This is a genomic window from Pseudomonas sp. 15C (genome assembly GCF_055484735.1).
This window is the reverse complement of the sequence record NZ_JBUDGD010000015.1, coordinates 23,657-40,111: the sequence shown is the minus strand read 5'-3', so window position 1 is coordinate 40,111 and position 16,455 is coordinate 23,657. Positions and strand designations below refer to the sequence as shown.

The window sequence follows — 16,455 nt, the reverse complement described above, 5'->3', positions numbered from 1 at the left end:
AGTGTGAAGTCAGATCTCGCGCCACATGTGGATTTTGTCGAAGTAGTCTTCGCCCACCCGCACCGCCAGCGGTTCGAAGCCGTACTGGATGAAACCGCAACGCTGATACAGCTGAAAAGCCGCATCGTTGCCGGCGGTGACGGTGAGCTGGAGCAGTTTCAGCGCCGGATGCTTTTGCGCTTCAGCCAAAGCCGCCTGAACCAGATCAAAGCCCAGCCCCTGACGACGAAAATCCGCCGAAACATACATGCCGAACAGCGTCGCTTTGTGCCGGGCTTTTTCCCTTGGTTCGAATGCCAGGCCGACGATTCCGGCCAACGTACCGGCTTCGAACGCGCCGAGAACGACGTCGAGCTTGCTGGTCAGGCGCCCTTCCCACCAGCTCAACGGCATCACCGCGCGCTCGCGCACGCTTGAGGTGAACGCCTGCGGATGGCGGTCGTAGGCTTCGAGCATCAATTCGCGATAGGCCAGTGCATGGCTGGCGTCCAGCCGTTCGATCCACATGTTCAGGCCGTCTTGCGCTGTTCGAGCATCAGGCGCACCGCCAAAGCGGCGAGCACGAAACCCATCACATAACGCTGCAGCGACAGCCACATCGGATTGCGCACAAACCACGCCGCAATGCCCGCCGCAAACAACGCGATCAGCAGATTGACGCTGAAACTGACGCTGATCTGGGTCAGGCCCAGAACGATGCTTTGCGCGAATACCGAGCCGTGTTCAGGGCTGATGAATTGCGGAAACACCGAGAGATAGAACACTGCAATTTTCGGGTTCAGCGCACTGGTGAGAAAACCCATGGTGATCAGTTTGCGCGACGAGTCCGCCGGCAGTTGCTGCGCCTCGAACGGTGAACGTGCCCCCGGTTTGACCGCTTGCCAGGCCAGCCAGAGCAGGTACAGCGCACCCGCCCACTTCAACACTTCATAGGCCAACGGCACGGCCAGAAACACGGCGGTCAAACCCGCCGCCGCCGCAAACATATGCACGAAAAATCCACCGACCACGCCGAGCAACGACGTCACACCGGCCCGGCGTCCCTGACAGATCGAACGCGAGATCAGATAAATCATGTTCGGCCCCGGTGTCAGCACCATCAACAACGCAGCGGCGGCAAAAATCAGCAGGTCTTCAAGCGGGATCATGGCAACGTCCCTTGCGTGGATGATCAGGCGAGTGCGCTCAGTGAACGGCGATAAAACGGCAGGATGTGTTCGCGTGTCAATGGCGCCAGTTCAACGGCGGGATCCATGGCCGGATCGACCCAGATGACTTCCTCGATTTCCGCCGCCGGGCAGACGTCAACTGCGATGGTCAGCTGGAAAATCTGTGCATACACGACAAACCCCGGCTCGTTGGCTGCCGGTGCGGAAAATTCGCCGAGGAACGTCGCTTGCGCGGGATTGATGTGCAGCCCGAGTTCTTCTTCCAGCTCACGCGCGAGGGCATGCACCGGTTCTTCGCCGGCTTCAATCTTTCCCCCTGGTTGCATGAACGCCGTAGTGCCGCGCTTGCGCACCAGCAAGGTCTGCCCTTGCGGGTTGAGCAGCAGCGCGGCAGCGATACGGAGGGTGCGGGGCGAAGTGTCAGAAGTCAGCGGCATGAGGCGGAAAATCCCTGGGGCAAAAACCCAAGGATCCCATGCCCGACCACCCGCCGTCATGCACCTCAGCCCTGTGCCTCGAGCGCCGCCTCTGGCTCCTCGGGTTCTTTGACGAAGACCCGGTACTTGCCACCCTCCATGGCTTCGAAGGCAATCAGCTTCTCGATCAACGGGCCGCTCAGCACTTTGCCGGTGTTGAGCAGGAGCATGCCGTTATCGGCATTGAGGTTACGCGCCAGAATCATGCCGGCGGCCAGCTCGCGGGTGTTGAGTACCTTGACTTGCGGGTCGATCAGGGCGACATCGTTGAGCAATGTCATACAGACCTCGATGAACGCCTCAACCAACTCCGGATCGTACAGGCGGCCACTGTACTGACGCAGGTACAGCAGCGCTTCGTCGTTGTTCATCTGCCGTTCGAGAATCAAGCCGCGTTGCAGTTCGACGAAGTCCACCGCCAGTTTCAGCAACCGCGAGCCGAACGGAATCGCCTCACCCTTGAGCCGATCGGGAAAACCGCTGCCGTCCCAGTGTTCCTGATGATGCAGGATCAGCCGGGCGGCATCTTTCATCGGATCGAGGGTCATCAGCAGTGATTCGCTCTGCTTCGGATAGCCGCGATAGCGTTCGCGCTCTGCCGAATGCAGCAGGTCCGACGGCGTGACCATCATCGAATCCGGCCAGCTCAGTTTGCCGATGTTGTACAACGCCGCGGCCATGGTCAGGTCGCGACTCGACGCTTCGTCGAGGCCATGGACCTTGCTGTAGCCGCGCACCAGCTCGATGATCTGCCGGTTGGTCTGTTTGGCGGGCGGCAAACGCAGATTTGCCAGCAGTGAAAACACCTCGGTGCCGGTGACATAGCTGCGTTTGAGTTCTTCGTATGCCAGATCGAGCATGTCGGCAGTCTGCTGCAACTCGGCAGTGCGCGCCGCGACGTGTTTTTCCAGCGACGTGTTGAGCTGTTTGAGCTGAGTATTCTGCGCCCGGGCCAGACGCTCCAGGCGCTGCCGCTCACGCTCCGAATGTTGATGCTCCAGCGCCTGGCGCAGGATCAGCAGCAACTCTTCATCGTTCCACGGCTTGCTGATGTAACGGTGGATCTGCCCGTCATTGATCGCCTTGATAATGGCGCTCGGGTCGGCATAACCGGTAAGCATGATGCGCAGAGCCCCTGGATGACGTTCGCGCACCTGCGCCAGCAACGTCGCGCCGTCCATGCCGGGCATGCGCGCATCGCTCATCACCAGGTCCACCGGTTGCTGCGCCAGCAGGTCCAGCGCCTGGGCACCGCTGGTGGCCAGCAGAACGTCATAGGGCTGACCGCGTAACAAGCGGCGCAGACTGTTGAGAATGGATTCTTCGTCGTCGACCAGCAGCACCTTCGGTCGCTGACTCGGTGTGGGCGTGGTTGGCTCTTCCATGGCAAGGCCTCAAGCAAAACAGTGGACATGAACGATGCGCAGCACACCCCCCGGTGTCGCGGCGCCTGCTTCAAGGCTAGATGATTTTTTACACTTTCACGCAAAACTTCTGTCGGCGCTCGCAGGCAAAATGGCGAGGCGCCAACTACGCTCAATCGAGTAAACGACTGCGGTCGTCGAACAGGTCCAGGACGAGGGCAAGGATGTTCCCGATGACAACAGCGTGTTTATCACGAGCAACCCCAACGCTGAGGGCCCGGGATCATCTGTCCGATGTCGGGGGGCACAGGAGATGAAGACACCCTTCGCACAAACCAATCGACGCGTTCTGATCATCGATGACACACCGGCGATTCACGATGACTTTCGCAAAATCCTCGCGCCACGCGCTCAGGACGAAGTCGAGTTGCAGCAGCTGGAGCAAACGCTGTTTGGCGATGCGCAAGCGCCGCATCTGACCTTCGAGCTCGATTCGGCCTATCAGGGTCAGGACGCCCTCACCCTGGTCGAGCGCGCGCTGCACGCAGGCAATCCGTATGCGCTGGCCTTCATCGACATGCGCATGCCGCCCGGCTGGGATGGCCTGGAAACCATTGAACAATTGTGGCGGGTCGATCCCAACCTGCAGATCGCCTTGTGCACGGCATTCAGCGATTACAGCTGGGAAGCGATGGCCGAGCGGCTGGAATTCGGCGATCAATTGCTGATCCTGAAAAAGCCCTTCGACAGCCTGGAAATCCGCCAGATGGCCAATGCCCTGACCTGGAAGTGGCAGCTCGCTCAGGATGCGGCGCTGAAGATGCTCAGCCTGGAGCGCACGATCGAGGCCCGGGTTCAGGAACTGCTCAAGGTTTCGCACCTGTTGCAATACGACTCGCTCACCGGGCTGCCCAACAGCACCCTGCTCGGCGATCGTTTGACCCAGGCACTGGCGAACTGCCGCCGGCATGACAAACAACTGGTGGTGATGTTTCTCGGTCTGGACCGCTTCAAGCGCATCAACAATGCGCTGGGACACCCGGCCGGCGACGAAATGCTCAAGCGCACCGGCCAGCAGCTGTGCGCGTGCGTACGCGACTCGGACTCGGTGTTTCGCTACGGCGCCGATGAGTTCGTGGTGCTTCTCGGCGACATCCATCATCCCCAGCAAATCCACGGCATCGCCGAGAAACTGCTCGCGGCCATTCGCCAACCGCAGACCATTGCCGGCCACGAGATCAGCGTGACCGCCAGCCTGGGCATGAGCCTTTATCCCGAGGACGGGCTGGAGGCCATCGAACTGATCAAGAAAGCCGAAACCGCAATGCACAACGTCAAGGAACACGGCCCCGGTTCCAGCGCCTTCTTCATCGAAGCCATGAACCAGCGTGCCCGTGAACAGCACAGCATCGAATCCGGTCTGCGCCGCGCCCTGCAGCAGCACGAATTCGTCCTCCACTATCAGCCGAAAATCGATCTGCGCAGTACTGCCGTGGTCGGCGCCGAAGCGCTGGTGCGCTGGCAGAAGCCCGGACAGGCGCTGATCTATCCGGGCGACTTCATTGCCGTGGCCGAAGACAGCGGACTGATCGTGCCACTGAGTCAGTGGGTGCTCGCTGAAGCCTGCCGCCAGGCGCGCGAATGGCACCAGGCCGGGCTGCCGCCGCTCAGCCTGTCGGTGAATATTTCGCCGATCGATTTCCGACAGCCTGGATTCGTCGACAGCATCGAGCGAGTACTGGAGCAGTCCGGGCTGGCCGCGCAGATTCTCGAACTGGAAATAACCGAAGGAGTATTGATGCAGAACGTCGAGGCGACGATGACCGCGCTCAATCGTTTGAAAGCACTGGGCGTACGGCTGGCCATCGATGATTTTGGCACCGGCTATTCGAGCCTGAGTTACCTGCGCCGGTTTCCCATCGATGTGCTGAAGATCGATCAGTCATTCATTCGCGGCTTGAGCTGCGACAGCAACGATGCCGCCCTCGTCGATGCGATCATCAGCCTGGGCAGGAGTCTGGGTCTCAAGGTCATTGCCGAAGGCATCGAGACGGCCGAGCAACTGGCATTTCTCAAGGATCACCATTGCGAAGAAGGCCAGGGATATTATTTCAGCCAGGCATTGCCGGCGGCGGCATTCGCCCAATGGCTCGCACAGGGAAAAAGCGCCCCATGCAGTCACTGAGCCGCCTGTCGAAAGGCCTGTGGCGGTGCGTTTGGGCATTGCTGCTGTGCCTTTGCGCTGGCAGCGCTACGGCCGAACCGTTGAACGAGCCGCTCAAACCCTTGCCCACCGCGACACGCCAGAGCCCGGAGCGCGTGGCCCTCGGCCGGCAGCTGTTCCATGATCCCCGGCTATCGGTCAATAACACCCTGTCCTGCGCCAGTTGCCATCAACTGGACAAGAACGGTGCCGACAACCGCGCGCTGTCGTTGGGGTTCGACGGCCTGCCGGTGGCGGTCAATACACCCACGGTGTTCAACGCCAGCCTCAACTTTCGGCAGTTCTGGGACGGTCGCGTCGAGACGCTCGAAGAGCAGACTGATGTGGTCATCACCAGCCCGCATGAAATGGGCAGCGACTGGGCCACCGTTGTAAAACGCATCGGCGAAGACGCTGATTACCCGCGCAAGTTTGCCGCGATCTACCCGGACGGAGTCACCAAGACCAATATCCAGCGGGCGCTGGCGGCTTTCGAACGCACCTTGTTGACCCCCGGTTCACGCTTCGATCAGTACCTGCTGGGCGACACCGCCGCCATCAGCTACGAAGAGAAACAAGGCTATCAGCGCTTCAAGGAATACGGCTGCATTGCCTGTCATCAGGGGGTAAACATCGGCGGCAACATGTTCCAGAAGTTCGGTGTGTTCGACGATTACGTTGCCGATCGCGGCCAGGCAACCAAGGCCGATCAGGGGCGCTTCAACGTCACCGGTGACGAAGCTGATCGGTCGGTGTTCAAGGTGCCCAGCCTGCGCAACGTCGCCCTGACCGCGCCGTACTTTCACGACGGCTCGGCGGCGACCCTCGAGCGGGCGGTGGACATCATGTTTCAGTACCAATTGGGGCGCATGCCGAGCGCCGAAGACAAAAGCCTGATCGTGCTGTTTCTCAAGACCCTGAGCGGCCAGTGGGAGGGCAAGCCATGATGGACGTTTCGCGGCGCCGCAGCCTGCTGATGCTGACGCTGATCGCCTCGGTACTGGCCTCCGTTCTGCTGTTTCTGTACATCAAGTCCAGCGCCGACCAGACCCTGATGTATACCGAATCGCGGGATCTGATCCGGCAAATCAAACAACAGGATTCGCTTTGGGAAAACGAAATCCTCAAGGCCAGGGTGGCGATTTCTCACAACTACGACCCACTGGTCTCGCCGCTCAATGCCATCAACCAGCTCTGGGAACGCTTCGACGCTATCGAATCCGGTTTCGGACGCAACCACGGAGCGCAATGGAATCAGGCGCACAGTGATTTTCTGCAGGCCATCAAAGAGAAAACCCGCCTGGTCGAGCAGTTCAAATCGCACAACGCCCTGTTGCGCAACTCCCTGGCGTTCCTGCCGACCGCCGAGGACGATATCCAGCAGCAACTGGCCAACCTGCCCGATTTCGACAAACTGCAGTTGCAGAACATCACCACCGACACCTACGACCTGCTGCTCAGTGCACTGGAATACGCCCAGGTCACCAGTGCCGAGCGCGCCGCTGAAATCGATCTGGGGCTGAACAAACTGGCGGTGAATGCGCAACGGTTGCCGCAGGAATTCCAGGCACCGATCAGGATACTCAGTAATCACATCGCGCTGATCGGGCGAGAACAGCCGGTGGTCAATCAGTTGCTCGAAAGCATCGAAGCCATTCCCGTGGCCGAACGCCTGGACACCATCACCACCCTGCTCGATCGCGACCAGCAGCGAGCCGAGAAAATCGATCGGCAATACCATTTCTACATGCTGCTGTTTTCCGTGCTGCTGGTGTTGTCGCTGGTGGTTCTGGCCATTCGCCTGATCGGCAGTTTTTCCGAAATCAACCGGGTCAATGCGGCGCTGCAAACCGCCAACGATGTGCTGGAGCAACGGGTCGAGGAACGCACCCGCGAACTGAAAAATGCGCAAAGCGAACTGCTCGACGCCGCACGTCAGGCCGGCATGGCGGAAATCGCCACCAACGTTTTGCACAACGTGGGCAACGTGCTCAACAGCGTCAACATTTCTGCCGACCTGATCGCACGCAAGTTGCGCAACAGCAAGACACAAGGCCTGGGCAAAGCCATGCAACTGATCAATGAACACCCCGACGATCTCGGCGTATTCCTGCAAGACGATGCCAAAGGCAAATTGCTCCCCGGCTACCTCAACCAGCTGGTCGGCGCCATCGCTCAGGAACAGCAGGAAATGACCGAAGAGTTGAGGCAAATGAGCAAAAGCGTTGATCACATCAAAGACATCGTCGCCACCCAGCAATCCTACGCCGGCGCCAGCAGCATGACCGAGCCGCTGTTTATCGATGAGCTGCTCGAAGACGCCTTGCGCATGAACGCTGGCGCCCTGACCCGCCATCACGTCACGGTGGTCAGGGATTACGGCGACGTGCCGCAAGTGATGGGCGACAAACACCGGCTGCTGCTGATCCTGGTCAACCTCATCAGTAACGCCAAGTACGCAATGTCGGACCTGAGCAATCGTCCGCGCACCATGACTCTGGCAGTGAAGACCGTCGATGACAGCTTTTTGCAGATCAGCGTCAAGGACGACGGCGAGGGCATCGCCGCCGAGAACATGACGCGGATCTTTGCCCACGGCTTCACCACCCGCAAGGAAGGCCACGGCTTTGGCCTGCACAGCTGCGCTCTGGCCGCGATCGAGATGAATGGCCATCTCAGCGCGCATAGCGACGGGCCGGGAAAAGGCGCGCTGTTCACCTTGCAGATACCGCTGATCACTGTAACGGAGCACGCATGAGCGAACTGTCGAACCGCCGCATTCTGTTGATCGACGATATGCCGTCGATTCATGAAGACTTTCGCAAGATCCTCACTCCCGCGACGGCGCAGTCAGCAGAGCTGGACGAGATGGAAGCCGCGCTGTTCGGCGCGCAGACTCGTCCCCAGCGGCCGTTGCTGGAGCTGGACTCGGCCTACGGTGGTGAGGAAGGGCTGGGCAAACTGATCCAGGCGCTGCAAGAGCAGCGCCCGTACGCATTGGCCTTTGTCGACATGCGCATGCCTGACGGCTGGGACGGGGCGAAAACCATCGAACACCTCTGGCAGCACGATCCGCAGTTGCAGGTTGTGGTCTGCACCGCCTATTCGGATTACTCCTGGGACGAATTGCTTGACCGTCTGCAGGCGCACGACCGATTGCTGATTCTGAAGAAGCCGTTCGACAATATCGAAGTGCAGCAGATGGCCAACACCCTGCTGACCAAATGGCAGATGACCGAAAAGGCTTCACTGCAAATGCACCATCTGGAGCATCTGGTTGACCAGCGCACCGTGCAGTTCAAACAGGCCAGCGAAGCCCTGCAACGGGAAATCGATGAGCGCAAGCAACTCGAAGGCCAACTGGTGCAGTCGGAAAAGCTCGCGTCGCTGGGGCAACTGGCGGCGGGTGTCGCCCATGAAATCAACAACCCGATCGGCTTCATTTCCTCCAACCTCGGCTCCCTCGACGGCTACTTCAAACAGTTGCTGTCGCTGCTCGACGCGTACCAGAGCTCTGCGCCAACCCCTGACAGCGAGACCGCCGCCAGACTGCAGCGCCTGCGTGAAGAGGCGGAGCTGGATTTTCTCCTGGAGGACATTCCACTGCTGATTCGCGAGTCCAAGGAAGGCATCGGCCGGGTCGGCCAGATCGTCAAAGACCTGAAGGACTTTTCCCGCGTCGACAACAATCAGCAATGGCAGTGGGCCAATCTGCAACAAGGTATCGAGTCGACCCTGAACATCGTCGCCAGCGAACTGAAGTACAAGGCCGACGTGATCAAGGAGTACCAGCCATTACCGGACATCGAATGCCTGCCGTCGCAGATCAATCAGGTGATCATGAACCTGGTGGTCAACGCGGCTCAGGCCATGGGGCCGGAGCGCGGCACCATCACCTTGCGCACCGGCCTGCAGCAAGACATGGCCTGGGTCGAGGTCGCCGACACCGGGTCGGGCATCGCGCCGGACACGCTGCAGAAAATCTTCGATCCGTTCTTCACCACCAAACCGGTCGGTCAGGGCACCGGGCTTGGCCTGTCATTGTCTTACGGCATTGTCAAAAAACATGGTGGAGACATTCAGGTGCGCAGCGAACTCGGCGTGGGCACGACGTTCCGTGTCGAGCTGCCCATGCGCCAGAACCGCCCGGCCGCTTGAGGCAGAGTCAGTTCGCTTCCTGAAAATCCAGCTCCGGCGGCTGGCGTCGGAAACCACCGGTAAGCACGGCCAGGTACATCACACCAATCGCCAGCCAGCTCAGGCCCAGGTAGACCGCGAGGTGATCGAGGCTGACCATCAGCCAGACATCGGCAGCCAGTCCGATAAACGGAAAGAGCAAAAACAGCACGAGTTCGCGCAGTCCCTTTTTCTCGCCACCGATCCAATAATGAAAGATCACCGACAGGTTGACCAGGCTGAACGCCAGAAACGCGCCGAAGTTGATGAACGAAGTCGAGGTGGTCACGTCGAGCTTCAGCGCCAGCAACGCCACCGCGGCGCACAGCAGAATGCTGTTGACCGGTGTACCGAAGCGCGCGTGCAGCGTGCCAAAAAACGCTTTCGGCAGCACCCCGTCGCGGCCCATGGCAAACAGCAGGCGCGAGCCGCTGGCTTGCGCCGCCAGCCCCGACGCGAACTGGCCGACGATCAGACCGATAAGGAAGATCGACACGAACAGGTCGCCACCAATATTGCGCGCAATTTCATAAGCCGCCGAGTCGACACTGTCGAACTGGAACGACGGATGCGCCCTCTGCACGAAGTATGAGACGCCGATAAAGATCAGCCCGCCAATCAAGGTAATCAGCATGATTGCCCGCGGAATGGTGCGACGCGGGTCGCGGGTTTCTTCGGTCAAAGTGCTCACCGCATCGAACCCGAGAAACGAATAACAGGCGATCGCCGCACCGCTCATGATCAACGGCATCTGCAGGTCGCCATTGAAGAACGGCTCGATCGACCACAACGGCGTGCTGGCATCGCCGCCGATGTAGTGCACGCACAGCGCGACGAACGCGATCAGCACCAGAAATTGCACCAGCATCAGCAAGGCGTTGATACCGTTGGCCAGTTTCAGGCCGACGATGTTGATCGCGCTGGTGATGCCGATAAACGCCAGCACCCACAGCCATTGCGGGATCGACGGGAACGCCGAGGCCAGATACGCCGCGCCGATCAACCAGATCGCCATCGGCAGAAACAGGTAATCGAGCAACACCGCCCAACCGGCAATGAAACCGAGCTTGGGGCTGATCGCCTTGCGCACATAGCTGTAGGCGGAACCGGCGACCGGAAACGCGGCGGCCATGCGGCCGTAACTCAACGCGGTGAAAAACATCGCCCCGAGCGCGGCCAGATAGGCGGCCGGAACCTTGCCGCCGGTGGTCTGGGCGAGGATGCCGAAGGTGCCGAGGACGATGATCGGTGTCATATAGGCGATGCCGAACAGCACCACCGCCCCCAGTGAAAGGGTGCGTTGCAAACGAGCCATGGGCGACTTACTCCGAATTATTGGTTTTATGGCAGAGCCGGGTTCGGCGAAAATTTCGGGTGTGTTTTTTATTGTGGTGTTACGTGGTTTTGTGTTGCTGATCGTTCCCACGCTCTGCGTGGCAATGCCTCAACGGACGCTCCGCGTTCGCTCTTGGGACGCCGAGCGTCCCGGGCTGCATTCCCACGCAGAGCGTGGGAACGATCAGGAGAGAACCCATGTTCAACTGGGTCTTGCAGGTCGACGTACCTCGAACAATCAACTCGGTCAGTCCCCTCTCCCCCCGGGCGGTCCGACGTTTCGGGAGGGTTAGGGTGAGGGCAGCGGTTATCGGCGTGGAATCAACAACTCGCGAACACCATCGCTGCGCTCCACCACCTCCCCCGGCAACTTCAAACGCTGATCATCCAGATAGCGATAATCCCTGCGCGCAATTTCCAGTTGCGCAAAATCCAGCTCAACCCTGAACTGCCCTTCGTCACGCCCGGCCTCGAACAAAAGCGTCCCCAGCGGATCGACCAGCGCACTGCCGCCGGCGAAAACCAGTCCGTCATCCCCGGTCTCGACGCGATTGACCATCAGCGCAAACGCCTGATTCTCCTGGGCGCGGGCCATGATCGCGGTGCGGTGGGTCGGGCCGTACGGGTCCATGTTGCCGTTGGTCACGATCAACAGGTCGGCGCCCAGTTGCGCCAAGGCTCGGGCCGACTCCGGGAATTCGATGTCGTAGCAGATCAGCAGACCGACGCGCACGCCGTTCCACACGCAGGTCGCGTAACGGTCGCCGGGTTCGAACACGCCGCGATCCGAGGCCCACAGATGGGTCTTGCGGTATTTCAGGGCGATGCCTTCGGGGGTGAGCAACAGCGTAGTGTTGTAGAAGCGGCCATTGTCGTTCTCGGCCATTCCGATCACCACGGCAATATTGCGTTCGCGCGCAGCCGCCAGCACGGCGCTGACACTCGGGCCGTCGACGGGTTCGGCGATTTGCGCCACGGTCTCGCTGTTCGGGAAGCCCATCAGGTGGGTTTCCGGAAACACCAGCAATTGCGTGTCAGCCGCGCACGCCGCGATGGCTGCCAAGGCACGTTGCAGGTTGTACGCCGTGTCGTTGTCACGGCCCGCCAGTTGGGCGAGTTCGACTTTCATGAGTGTTCCTTGTTATCGCACCGGGTGCGGAAAGATTGCCCGGCCTCTGTCTGTGGGCCAGTATGCGCAGCAAGCAACCGGCCAGGGAATTACGCGGCTGGGGTAACCCGATAGGGGTAGATCGATGACACTTTCGCTGGATGACATCACCTGGCACCGCGCTGTCGGGCAACTGATCGATGCGCTCGACAAGCCGAATTTCTGGGCGCAACTGCTGCGTTTGCTTGAGCAATACGTGCCATTCGATAGCTGGGTGGTGCTGCTGTTCAGTGCTGATCAGCGCCCGCAAGTCTTCGCCGAAAGCCCCGGCGAAGACGGCAGCCCCGACCCGTTGTTTCAGGATTATCTGCGCGGCCTGTACCTGCTCGATCCGTTTTACATCGCCTGCCGCGAGCAATCGCGCACCGGCCTTTATCGCCTCTCGGAAGTGGCGCCGGAGCATTTCGAACTGACCGAGTACTACCAGCGATACTTTCGTCTGAATGTGGTCGCCGATGAAATCCAGTTCAATTGCCAGCTCGAAGGCGAGCGCACGCTGTGCCTGTCGCTGGGCAGTGAAAAACCTTTCACTGGGCAACAGATCGCCTTGCTGTCTTTGATTCAACCCTGGGTGCTGGGCCTGTTGCGCCAGCGCCTGCCGTACGAAATCAACGAAACCGTCGCCCTCGCTACCGCGCCGGCCCCCGCCGACTGGCGGGTGCAACTGGAAGCCTCGGTGCAACAACTCAAAGGCGCGCAACTGACGGCGCGTGAACTGGATGTCGGGCGCTTGATGCTCAGCGGTTGCTCCAGTAAAGAAATCGCCCGCAAGCTGGAAATCTCCGTGGAAACCGTGAAAGTCCATAAGAAACACATGTACAGCAAGCTCGGGATCAAGTCCCAATCCGAGCTGTTTTCGATTTTTCTGCAAGCACAGAACGCCTGAGTGCCAGATGATTGTTTTTTGTAGGAGTGAGCCTGCTCGCGATTGCGTCGGGTCAGCCAAATCATAGGTAGCGGGTATACCGCTATCGCGAGCAGGCTCACTCCTACATTGAGAATGTGTGTAACCCGCTGATTTGAGTCCGAACCCAAGGAAACCGTATGAGCCTGTCACTGCTGAGCCGCTACGCCTTCTTTGCCGTCTGCGTGGTGTTCACCCTCGCCAGCCTGCCCTTTCTACAACATGACTGGCTGTGGCCGATCACCGCTGTCACCGGCGTTTTGAGTCTGATCGGTCTGTTCGATCTGCTGCAGAGCCCTCACGCGGTGCGGCGCAATTATCCGATTCTGGGCAACATCCGTTATCTGGTCGAAGGCATCCGCCCGGAGATTCGCCAGTACCTGCTGGAATCCGACAGCGATGCCCTGCCCTTTTCCCGCGCCCAGCGTTCGCTGGTGTATTCGCGGGCGAAAAACGAAACTGCCGACAAACCGTTCGGCACGCTGATCGACGTCTACCAATCGGGTTTCGAGTTCATTGGCCATTCGATGCGTCCGGCGCCGCTGAGCGACCCGAGCGGTTTCCGCGTCATCGTCGGCGGCCCGCAATGCAGCCAGCCGTATTCGGCCTCGGTGTTCAATATCTCGGCAATGAGTTTCGGCTCACTCAGCGCCAACGCCATTCGCGCGCTGAACCAGGGCGCGAAACTCGGCAACTTCGCCCATGACACCGGTGAAGGCAGCATCAGCCCGTATCACCGCGAACACGGCGGCGACCTGACCTGGGAATTGGGCAGCGGCTACTTCGGCTGCCGCACCAGCGACGGCCGTTTCGACCCGGAGCGCTTTGCCGTGCAGGCGCAGAACCCGCAAGTGCGGATGATTGAAATCAAGATGAGCCAGGGCGCCAAACCCGGCCACGGCGGCATCCTGCCCAAGCACAAGGTCACTCGGGAAATCGCCGACACGCGCGGCATCCTGATGGGCGAAGACTGTGTTTCACCGTCGCGCCATAGTGCGTTTTCCACGCCGCTGGAAATGATGCATTTCATCCAGCAACTGCGTGAACTGTCCGGCGGCAAACCGGTGGGCTTCAAGTTCTGCCTCGGCCATCCGTGGGAATTCATGGGCATCGCCAAAGCCATGCTCCAAACCGGAATTCTCCCAGACTTTATCGTCGTCGATGGCAAGGAAGGCGGCACCGGCGCCGCGCCAGTGGAGTTCACCGACCACATCGGCGTGCCGCTGCGCGAAGGCCTGCTGTTCGTCCACAACACCCTGGTTGGCCTGAACCTGCGCGACAAGATCAAACTCGGCGCCAGCGGCAAGATTGTCAGCGCCTTCGACATCGCCAGCGTACTGGCCATCGGCGCCGACTGGGCCAACGCCGCGCGCGGCTTCATGTTCGCCATCGGCTGCATCCAGTCGCAAAGCTGCCACACCAACAAATGCCCGACCGGCGTCGCCACTCAGGACGCGCTGCGCCAACGCGCACTGGTGGTGCCGGACAAGGCCCAGCGGGTATTCAACTTCCACCGCAACACGCTCAAAGCGCTGGCGGAAATGCTCGCCGCCGCAGGGCTTGAGCATCCGTCGCAACTGTCGGCCAAGCACTTGGTGCGACGCATGTCGGCGACCGAGATCAAGCTGTTCTCGCAGTTGCACGTGTTTTTGAAACCGGGGGAATTGCTCACTGGGGAAGTGAACGGCGAATTTTATTCGCGGATGTGGCAGATGGCGCGGGCGGACAGTTTTGAGCCGCAGGAAGTGGCCGCTGCCTGAAACACAGCGGGCGTACAGAAATGTACGCCCGCTTTGCGACTGACTATCGATTCAGGAAACCGAGCGCGCCGAGCCCTGCGCTACCTCGGTCGGCTGCAACTTGAACACGTAAAACAACACCGTCAGCAACACCAAAAACGCCGGCCCCACATACAGCGCCACGCGCGTATCCGGGAAGTACGCCATCAGGCCGACTACCAGCACCAGGAACGCCAGCGCAAAGTAAGAGCTGACCGGGTACAGCCACATCCGGTACTTGAGGCCGGCACGTTCGCTGGCGCTCAGGCCTTTGCGGAATTTCAGCTGGGCCAGCAGGATCATCACCCAGGTCCAGATCGCGCCGAAGGTGGCGATCGAGGTGACCCAGACGAAGACTTTCTCCGGCACCAGATAGTTGAGCATCACGCCCAGCAGCAACACCGCAATCGACAGCAGCAGCGCACGGCGTGGTACGCCATTGTTCGAGGTCTTGGCAAAACCGGCCGGGGCCTGACCGTTCTGCGCCAGGCTGTAGAGCATCCGCCCGGTGCTGAAGATGCCGCCGTTGCACGACGACAGCGCGGCGGTGATCACCACGAAGTTGATGATGCCGGCGGCGGTCTTGATGCCCAGACGTTCGAAGGTCATCACGAACGGGCTGCCTTGGGTGCCGATTTCGTTCCATGGGTAGATCGACAGAATCACGAACAACGCGCCGACGTAGAACAGCAGAATCCGCCAGAACACCGAGCCGATCGCATCGGGAATGGTTTTTTGCGGGTTCTTGGCTTCACCGGCGGTGAGGCCGATCATCTCGACACCGAGGTAGGCGAACATGACCATTTGCAGCGACATCAGCACGCCGGTCACGCCATTGGGCATGAAGCCGCCATGCGCCCACAGGTTGGAAATGCCCAGCGCCACGCCATCGTTACCGAAACCGAACGCGATAATGCCGACGCCGCCGATGACCATCGCAATGATCGTGACGATCTTGATCAGGGCGAACCAGAATTCGAACTCGCCGAAAGCCTTGACCGCGATCAGGTTGATCGAGCCCATGCTGATCAGCGCCGCCAACGCCCAGATCCAGCGCGGCACATCGGGAAACCAGATGCCCATGTACACCGCCACCGCGGTGATTTCCGCCACGCACGTCACCAGCCACAGGAACCAGTAGTTCCAGCCGGTGAGGAAACCAGCCAGCGGGCCAAGATAGTCCTGCGCGTAGCGACTGAACGACCCGGCCACCGGGTTATGCACCGCCATCTCACCGAGGGCGCGCATGATCACCAGAATCGCCAGACCGCCAAGAATGTAGGACAGCATGATTGCCGGGCCGGCCATTTCAATGGCCTTGGCCGAACCGAGGAACAGGCCGACGCCGATACAGGCACCAAGCGCCATCAGGCGGATATGCCGTTCGCCGAGTTCACGTTTGAGCGGACCGCCCTGAGCGGTATCGCCGTCAGGCAGAGAATTGCCAACTGGCATAGGGGTACAACCTCGTCTTGTTATTGGGTATGACCACTGGGTTTCGAAGCGTCGGCCGATAGGCCTTGGCTGGGCAGGAAACCGCGTCGGCTTCGTGGGCAGACGCGTCTTGCAGGGCAACCTGAAAGATCAGCGGGACGTCAGTATAAAAACCTTGCTGCAGGTCTTTTCACTCTAAAAAACACGGGATTCAGCGAGAATTGTCGCATTAAGCCGATAGACCGATCCGATCAACTGGTCGCATAGCAAAACTCGCCAATCTCTAACGGCACCGAGTATTGCACGGCAGTGGTGCATCGTCATGCCCGGATTTCGTCGTCAGGTGTGCGCTGACCGCTCTATTGCGGTGCTCTTACGTCTACGGCAACGCCGCCGCTGCGTCACCACGTGAAGGAGGCAAGCAGCGGCAAACTTGCGCCATGGCACT

At 60.1% G+C, this 16,455-nt stretch carries 13 protein-coding genes; 6 read left to right on the top strand and 7 right to left on the bottom strand.

Annotated features, from left to right (window positions below):
• Positions 1–9: 9 nt before the first annotated feature.
• The 4 genes from ACYYKW_RS10585 to nosR form a co-directional block, all read right to left on the bottom strand.
• Positions 10–507 (bottom strand): N-acetyltransferase family protein, encoded by a 498-nt coding sequence (locus ACYYKW_RS10585; RefSeq protein WP_464990089.1) that lies wholly within the window; start codon positions 505–507, stop codon positions 10–12.
• 2 nt (positions 508–509) lie between these two features.
• On the bottom strand, positions 510–1,148 hold the full coding sequence (locus ACYYKW_RS10580; RefSeq protein ID WP_093098727.1) for a LysE family translocator: 639 nt from the start codon (positions 1,146–1,148) through the stop codon (positions 510–512).
• A 23-nt stretch (positions 1,149–1,171) separates the two neighbouring features.
• Positions 1,172–1,606, bottom strand: coding sequence for an NUDIX hydrolase (locus ACYYKW_RS10575; protein WP_093098725.1), 435 nt, complete (start codon positions 1,604–1,606; stop codon positions 1,172–1,174).
• Between the two features lie 65 nt (positions 1,607–1,671).
• On the bottom strand, positions 1,672–3,030 hold the full coding sequence (gene nosR, locus ACYYKW_RS10570) for a response regulator c-di-GMP phosphodiesterase, NosR family (protein ID WP_464990088.1): 1,359 nt from the start codon (positions 3,028–3,030) through the stop codon (positions 1,672–1,674).
• Positions 3,031–3,322: 292 nt separating this feature from the next.
• Here nosR and ACYYKW_RS10565 point away from each other — a divergent pair, with 292 nt between their 5' ends.
• From ACYYKW_RS10565 to ACYYKW_RS10550, 4 genes are read left to right on the top strand one after another with little or no spacing between them, the layout of a single operon-like run.
• Positions 3,323–5,194 carry a putative bifunctional diguanylate cyclase/phosphodiesterase gene (locus ACYYKW_RS10565; protein WP_464990087.1) on the top strand — a complete coding sequence of 624 codons (1,872 nt, stop codon included), beginning with the start codon at positions 3,323–3,325 and terminating at the stop codon, positions 5,192–5,194.
• Entirely contained in the window at positions 5,182–6,159 is a 978-nt protein-coding gene (locus ACYYKW_RS10560; RefSeq protein WP_464990086.1) for a cytochrome-c peroxidase, read from the top strand. The genes ACYYKW_RS10565 and ACYYKW_RS10560 overlap by 13 nt, the downstream gene beginning before the upstream one ends.
• The gene (locus ACYYKW_RS10555; protein WP_464990085.1) at positions 6,156–7,970 is read left to right on the top strand and encodes a DAHL domain-containing protein; all 1,815 of its coding nucleotides are present in this window, start codon (positions 6,156–6,158) and stop codon (positions 7,968–7,970) included. The genes ACYYKW_RS10560 and ACYYKW_RS10555 overlap by 4 nt, the downstream gene beginning before the upstream one ends.
• On the top strand, positions 7,967–9,370 hold the full coding sequence (locus ACYYKW_RS10550) for an ATP-binding protein (protein ID WP_093098710.1): 1,404 nt from the start codon (positions 7,967–7,969) through the stop codon (positions 9,368–9,370). Before ACYYKW_RS10555 ends, ACYYKW_RS10550 begins: the two co-directional genes overlap by 4 nt.
• Positions 9,371–9,377: 7 nt before the next feature.
• Here ACYYKW_RS10550 and ACYYKW_RS10545 read toward each other — a convergent pair whose 3' ends face one another.
• On the bottom strand, positions 9,378–10,703 hold the full coding sequence (locus tag ACYYKW_RS10545) for an APC family permease (RefSeq protein ID WP_464990084.1): 1,326 nt from the start codon (positions 10,701–10,703) through the stop codon (positions 9,378–9,380).
• Between the two features lie 327 nt (positions 10,704–11,030).
• The gene (locus ACYYKW_RS10540; protein WP_464990083.1) at positions 11,031–11,852 is read right to left on the bottom strand and encodes a carbon-nitrogen hydrolase family protein; all 822 of its coding nucleotides are present in this window, start codon (positions 11,850–11,852) and stop codon (positions 11,031–11,033) included.
• A gap of 124 nt (positions 11,853–11,976) precedes the next feature.
• Between ACYYKW_RS10540 and ACYYKW_RS10535 the strand changes: the two genes are divergently transcribed.
• Both ACYYKW_RS10535 and ACYYKW_RS10530 read left to right on the top strand, forming a co-directional pair.
• Positions 11,977–12,777: a helix-turn-helix transcriptional regulator gene (locus ACYYKW_RS10535; protein WP_336355354.1), complete on the top strand. Its 801-nt coding sequence runs from the start codon at positions 11,977–11,979 to the stop codon at positions 12,775–12,777.
• Between the two features lie 158 nt (positions 12,778–12,935).
• Positions 12,936–14,555: an FMN-binding glutamate synthase family protein gene (locus ACYYKW_RS10530; protein WP_464990082.1), complete on the top strand. Its 1,620-nt coding sequence runs from the start codon at positions 12,936–12,938 to the stop codon at positions 14,553–14,555.
• Between the two features lie 51 nt (positions 14,556–14,606).
• Here ACYYKW_RS10530 and ACYYKW_RS10525 read toward each other — a convergent pair whose 3' ends face one another.
• On the bottom strand, positions 14,607–16,028 hold the full coding sequence (locus tag ACYYKW_RS10525) for an amino acid permease (RefSeq protein WP_464990081.1): 1,422 nt from the start codon (positions 16,026–16,028) through the stop codon (positions 14,607–14,609).
• Positions 16,029–16,455 lie beyond the last annotated feature (427 nt).

Excerpts from the sequence above, each read along its gene's own strand:
- ACYYKW_RS10585 (WP_464990089.1), bottom strand. The coding sequence starts at position 507 with ATGTGGATCGAACGGCTGGACGCCAGCCATGCACTGGCCTATCGCGAA.
- ACYYKW_RS10560 (WP_464990086.1), top strand. The coding sequence starts at position 5,182 with ATGCAGTCACTGAGCCGCCTGTCGAAAGGCCTGTGGCGGTGCGTTTGG.
- ACYYKW_RS10575 (WP_093098725.1), bottom strand. The coding sequence starts at position 1,606 with ATGCCGCTGACTTCTGACACTTCGCCCCGCACCCTCCGTATCGCTGCC.
- ACYYKW_RS10550 (WP_093098710.1), top strand. The coding sequence starts at position 7,967 with ATGAGCGAACTGTCGAACCGCCGCATTCTGTTGATCGACGATATGCCG.
- ACYYKW_RS10540 (WP_464990083.1), bottom strand. The coding sequence starts at position 11,852 with ATGAAAGTCGAACTCGCCCAACTGGCGGGCCGTGACAACGACACGGCG.
- ACYYKW_RS10525 (WP_464990081.1), bottom strand. The coding sequence starts at position 16,028 with ATGCCAGTTGGCAATTCTCTGCCTGACGGCGATACCGCTCAGGGCGGT.
- ACYYKW_RS10545 (WP_464990084.1), bottom strand. The coding sequence starts at position 10,703 with ATGGCTCGTTTGCAACGCACCCTTTCACTGGGGGCGGTGGTGCTGTTC.
- ACYYKW_RS10535 (WP_336355354.1), top strand. The coding sequence starts at position 11,977 with ATGACACTTTCGCTGGATGACATCACCTGGCACCGCGCTGTCGGGCAA.
- ACYYKW_RS10580 (WP_093098727.1), bottom strand. The coding sequence starts at position 1,148 with ATGATCCCGCTTGAAGACCTGCTGATTTTTGCCGCCGCTGCGTTGTTG.
- nosR (WP_464990088.1), bottom strand. The coding sequence starts at position 3,030 with ATGGAAGAGCCAACCACGCCCACACCGAGTCAGCGACCGAAGGTGCTG.
- ACYYKW_RS10555 (WP_464990085.1), top strand. The coding sequence starts at position 6,156 with ATGATGGACGTTTCGCGGCGCCGCAGCCTGCTGATGCTGACGCTGATC.
- ACYYKW_RS10565 (WP_464990087.1), top strand. The coding sequence starts at position 3,323 with ATGAAGACACCCTTCGCACAAACCAATCGACGCGTTCTGATCATCGAT.
- ACYYKW_RS10530 (WP_464990082.1), top strand. The coding sequence starts at position 12,936 with ATGAGCCTGTCACTGCTGAGCCGCTACGCCTTCTTTGCCGTCTGCGTG.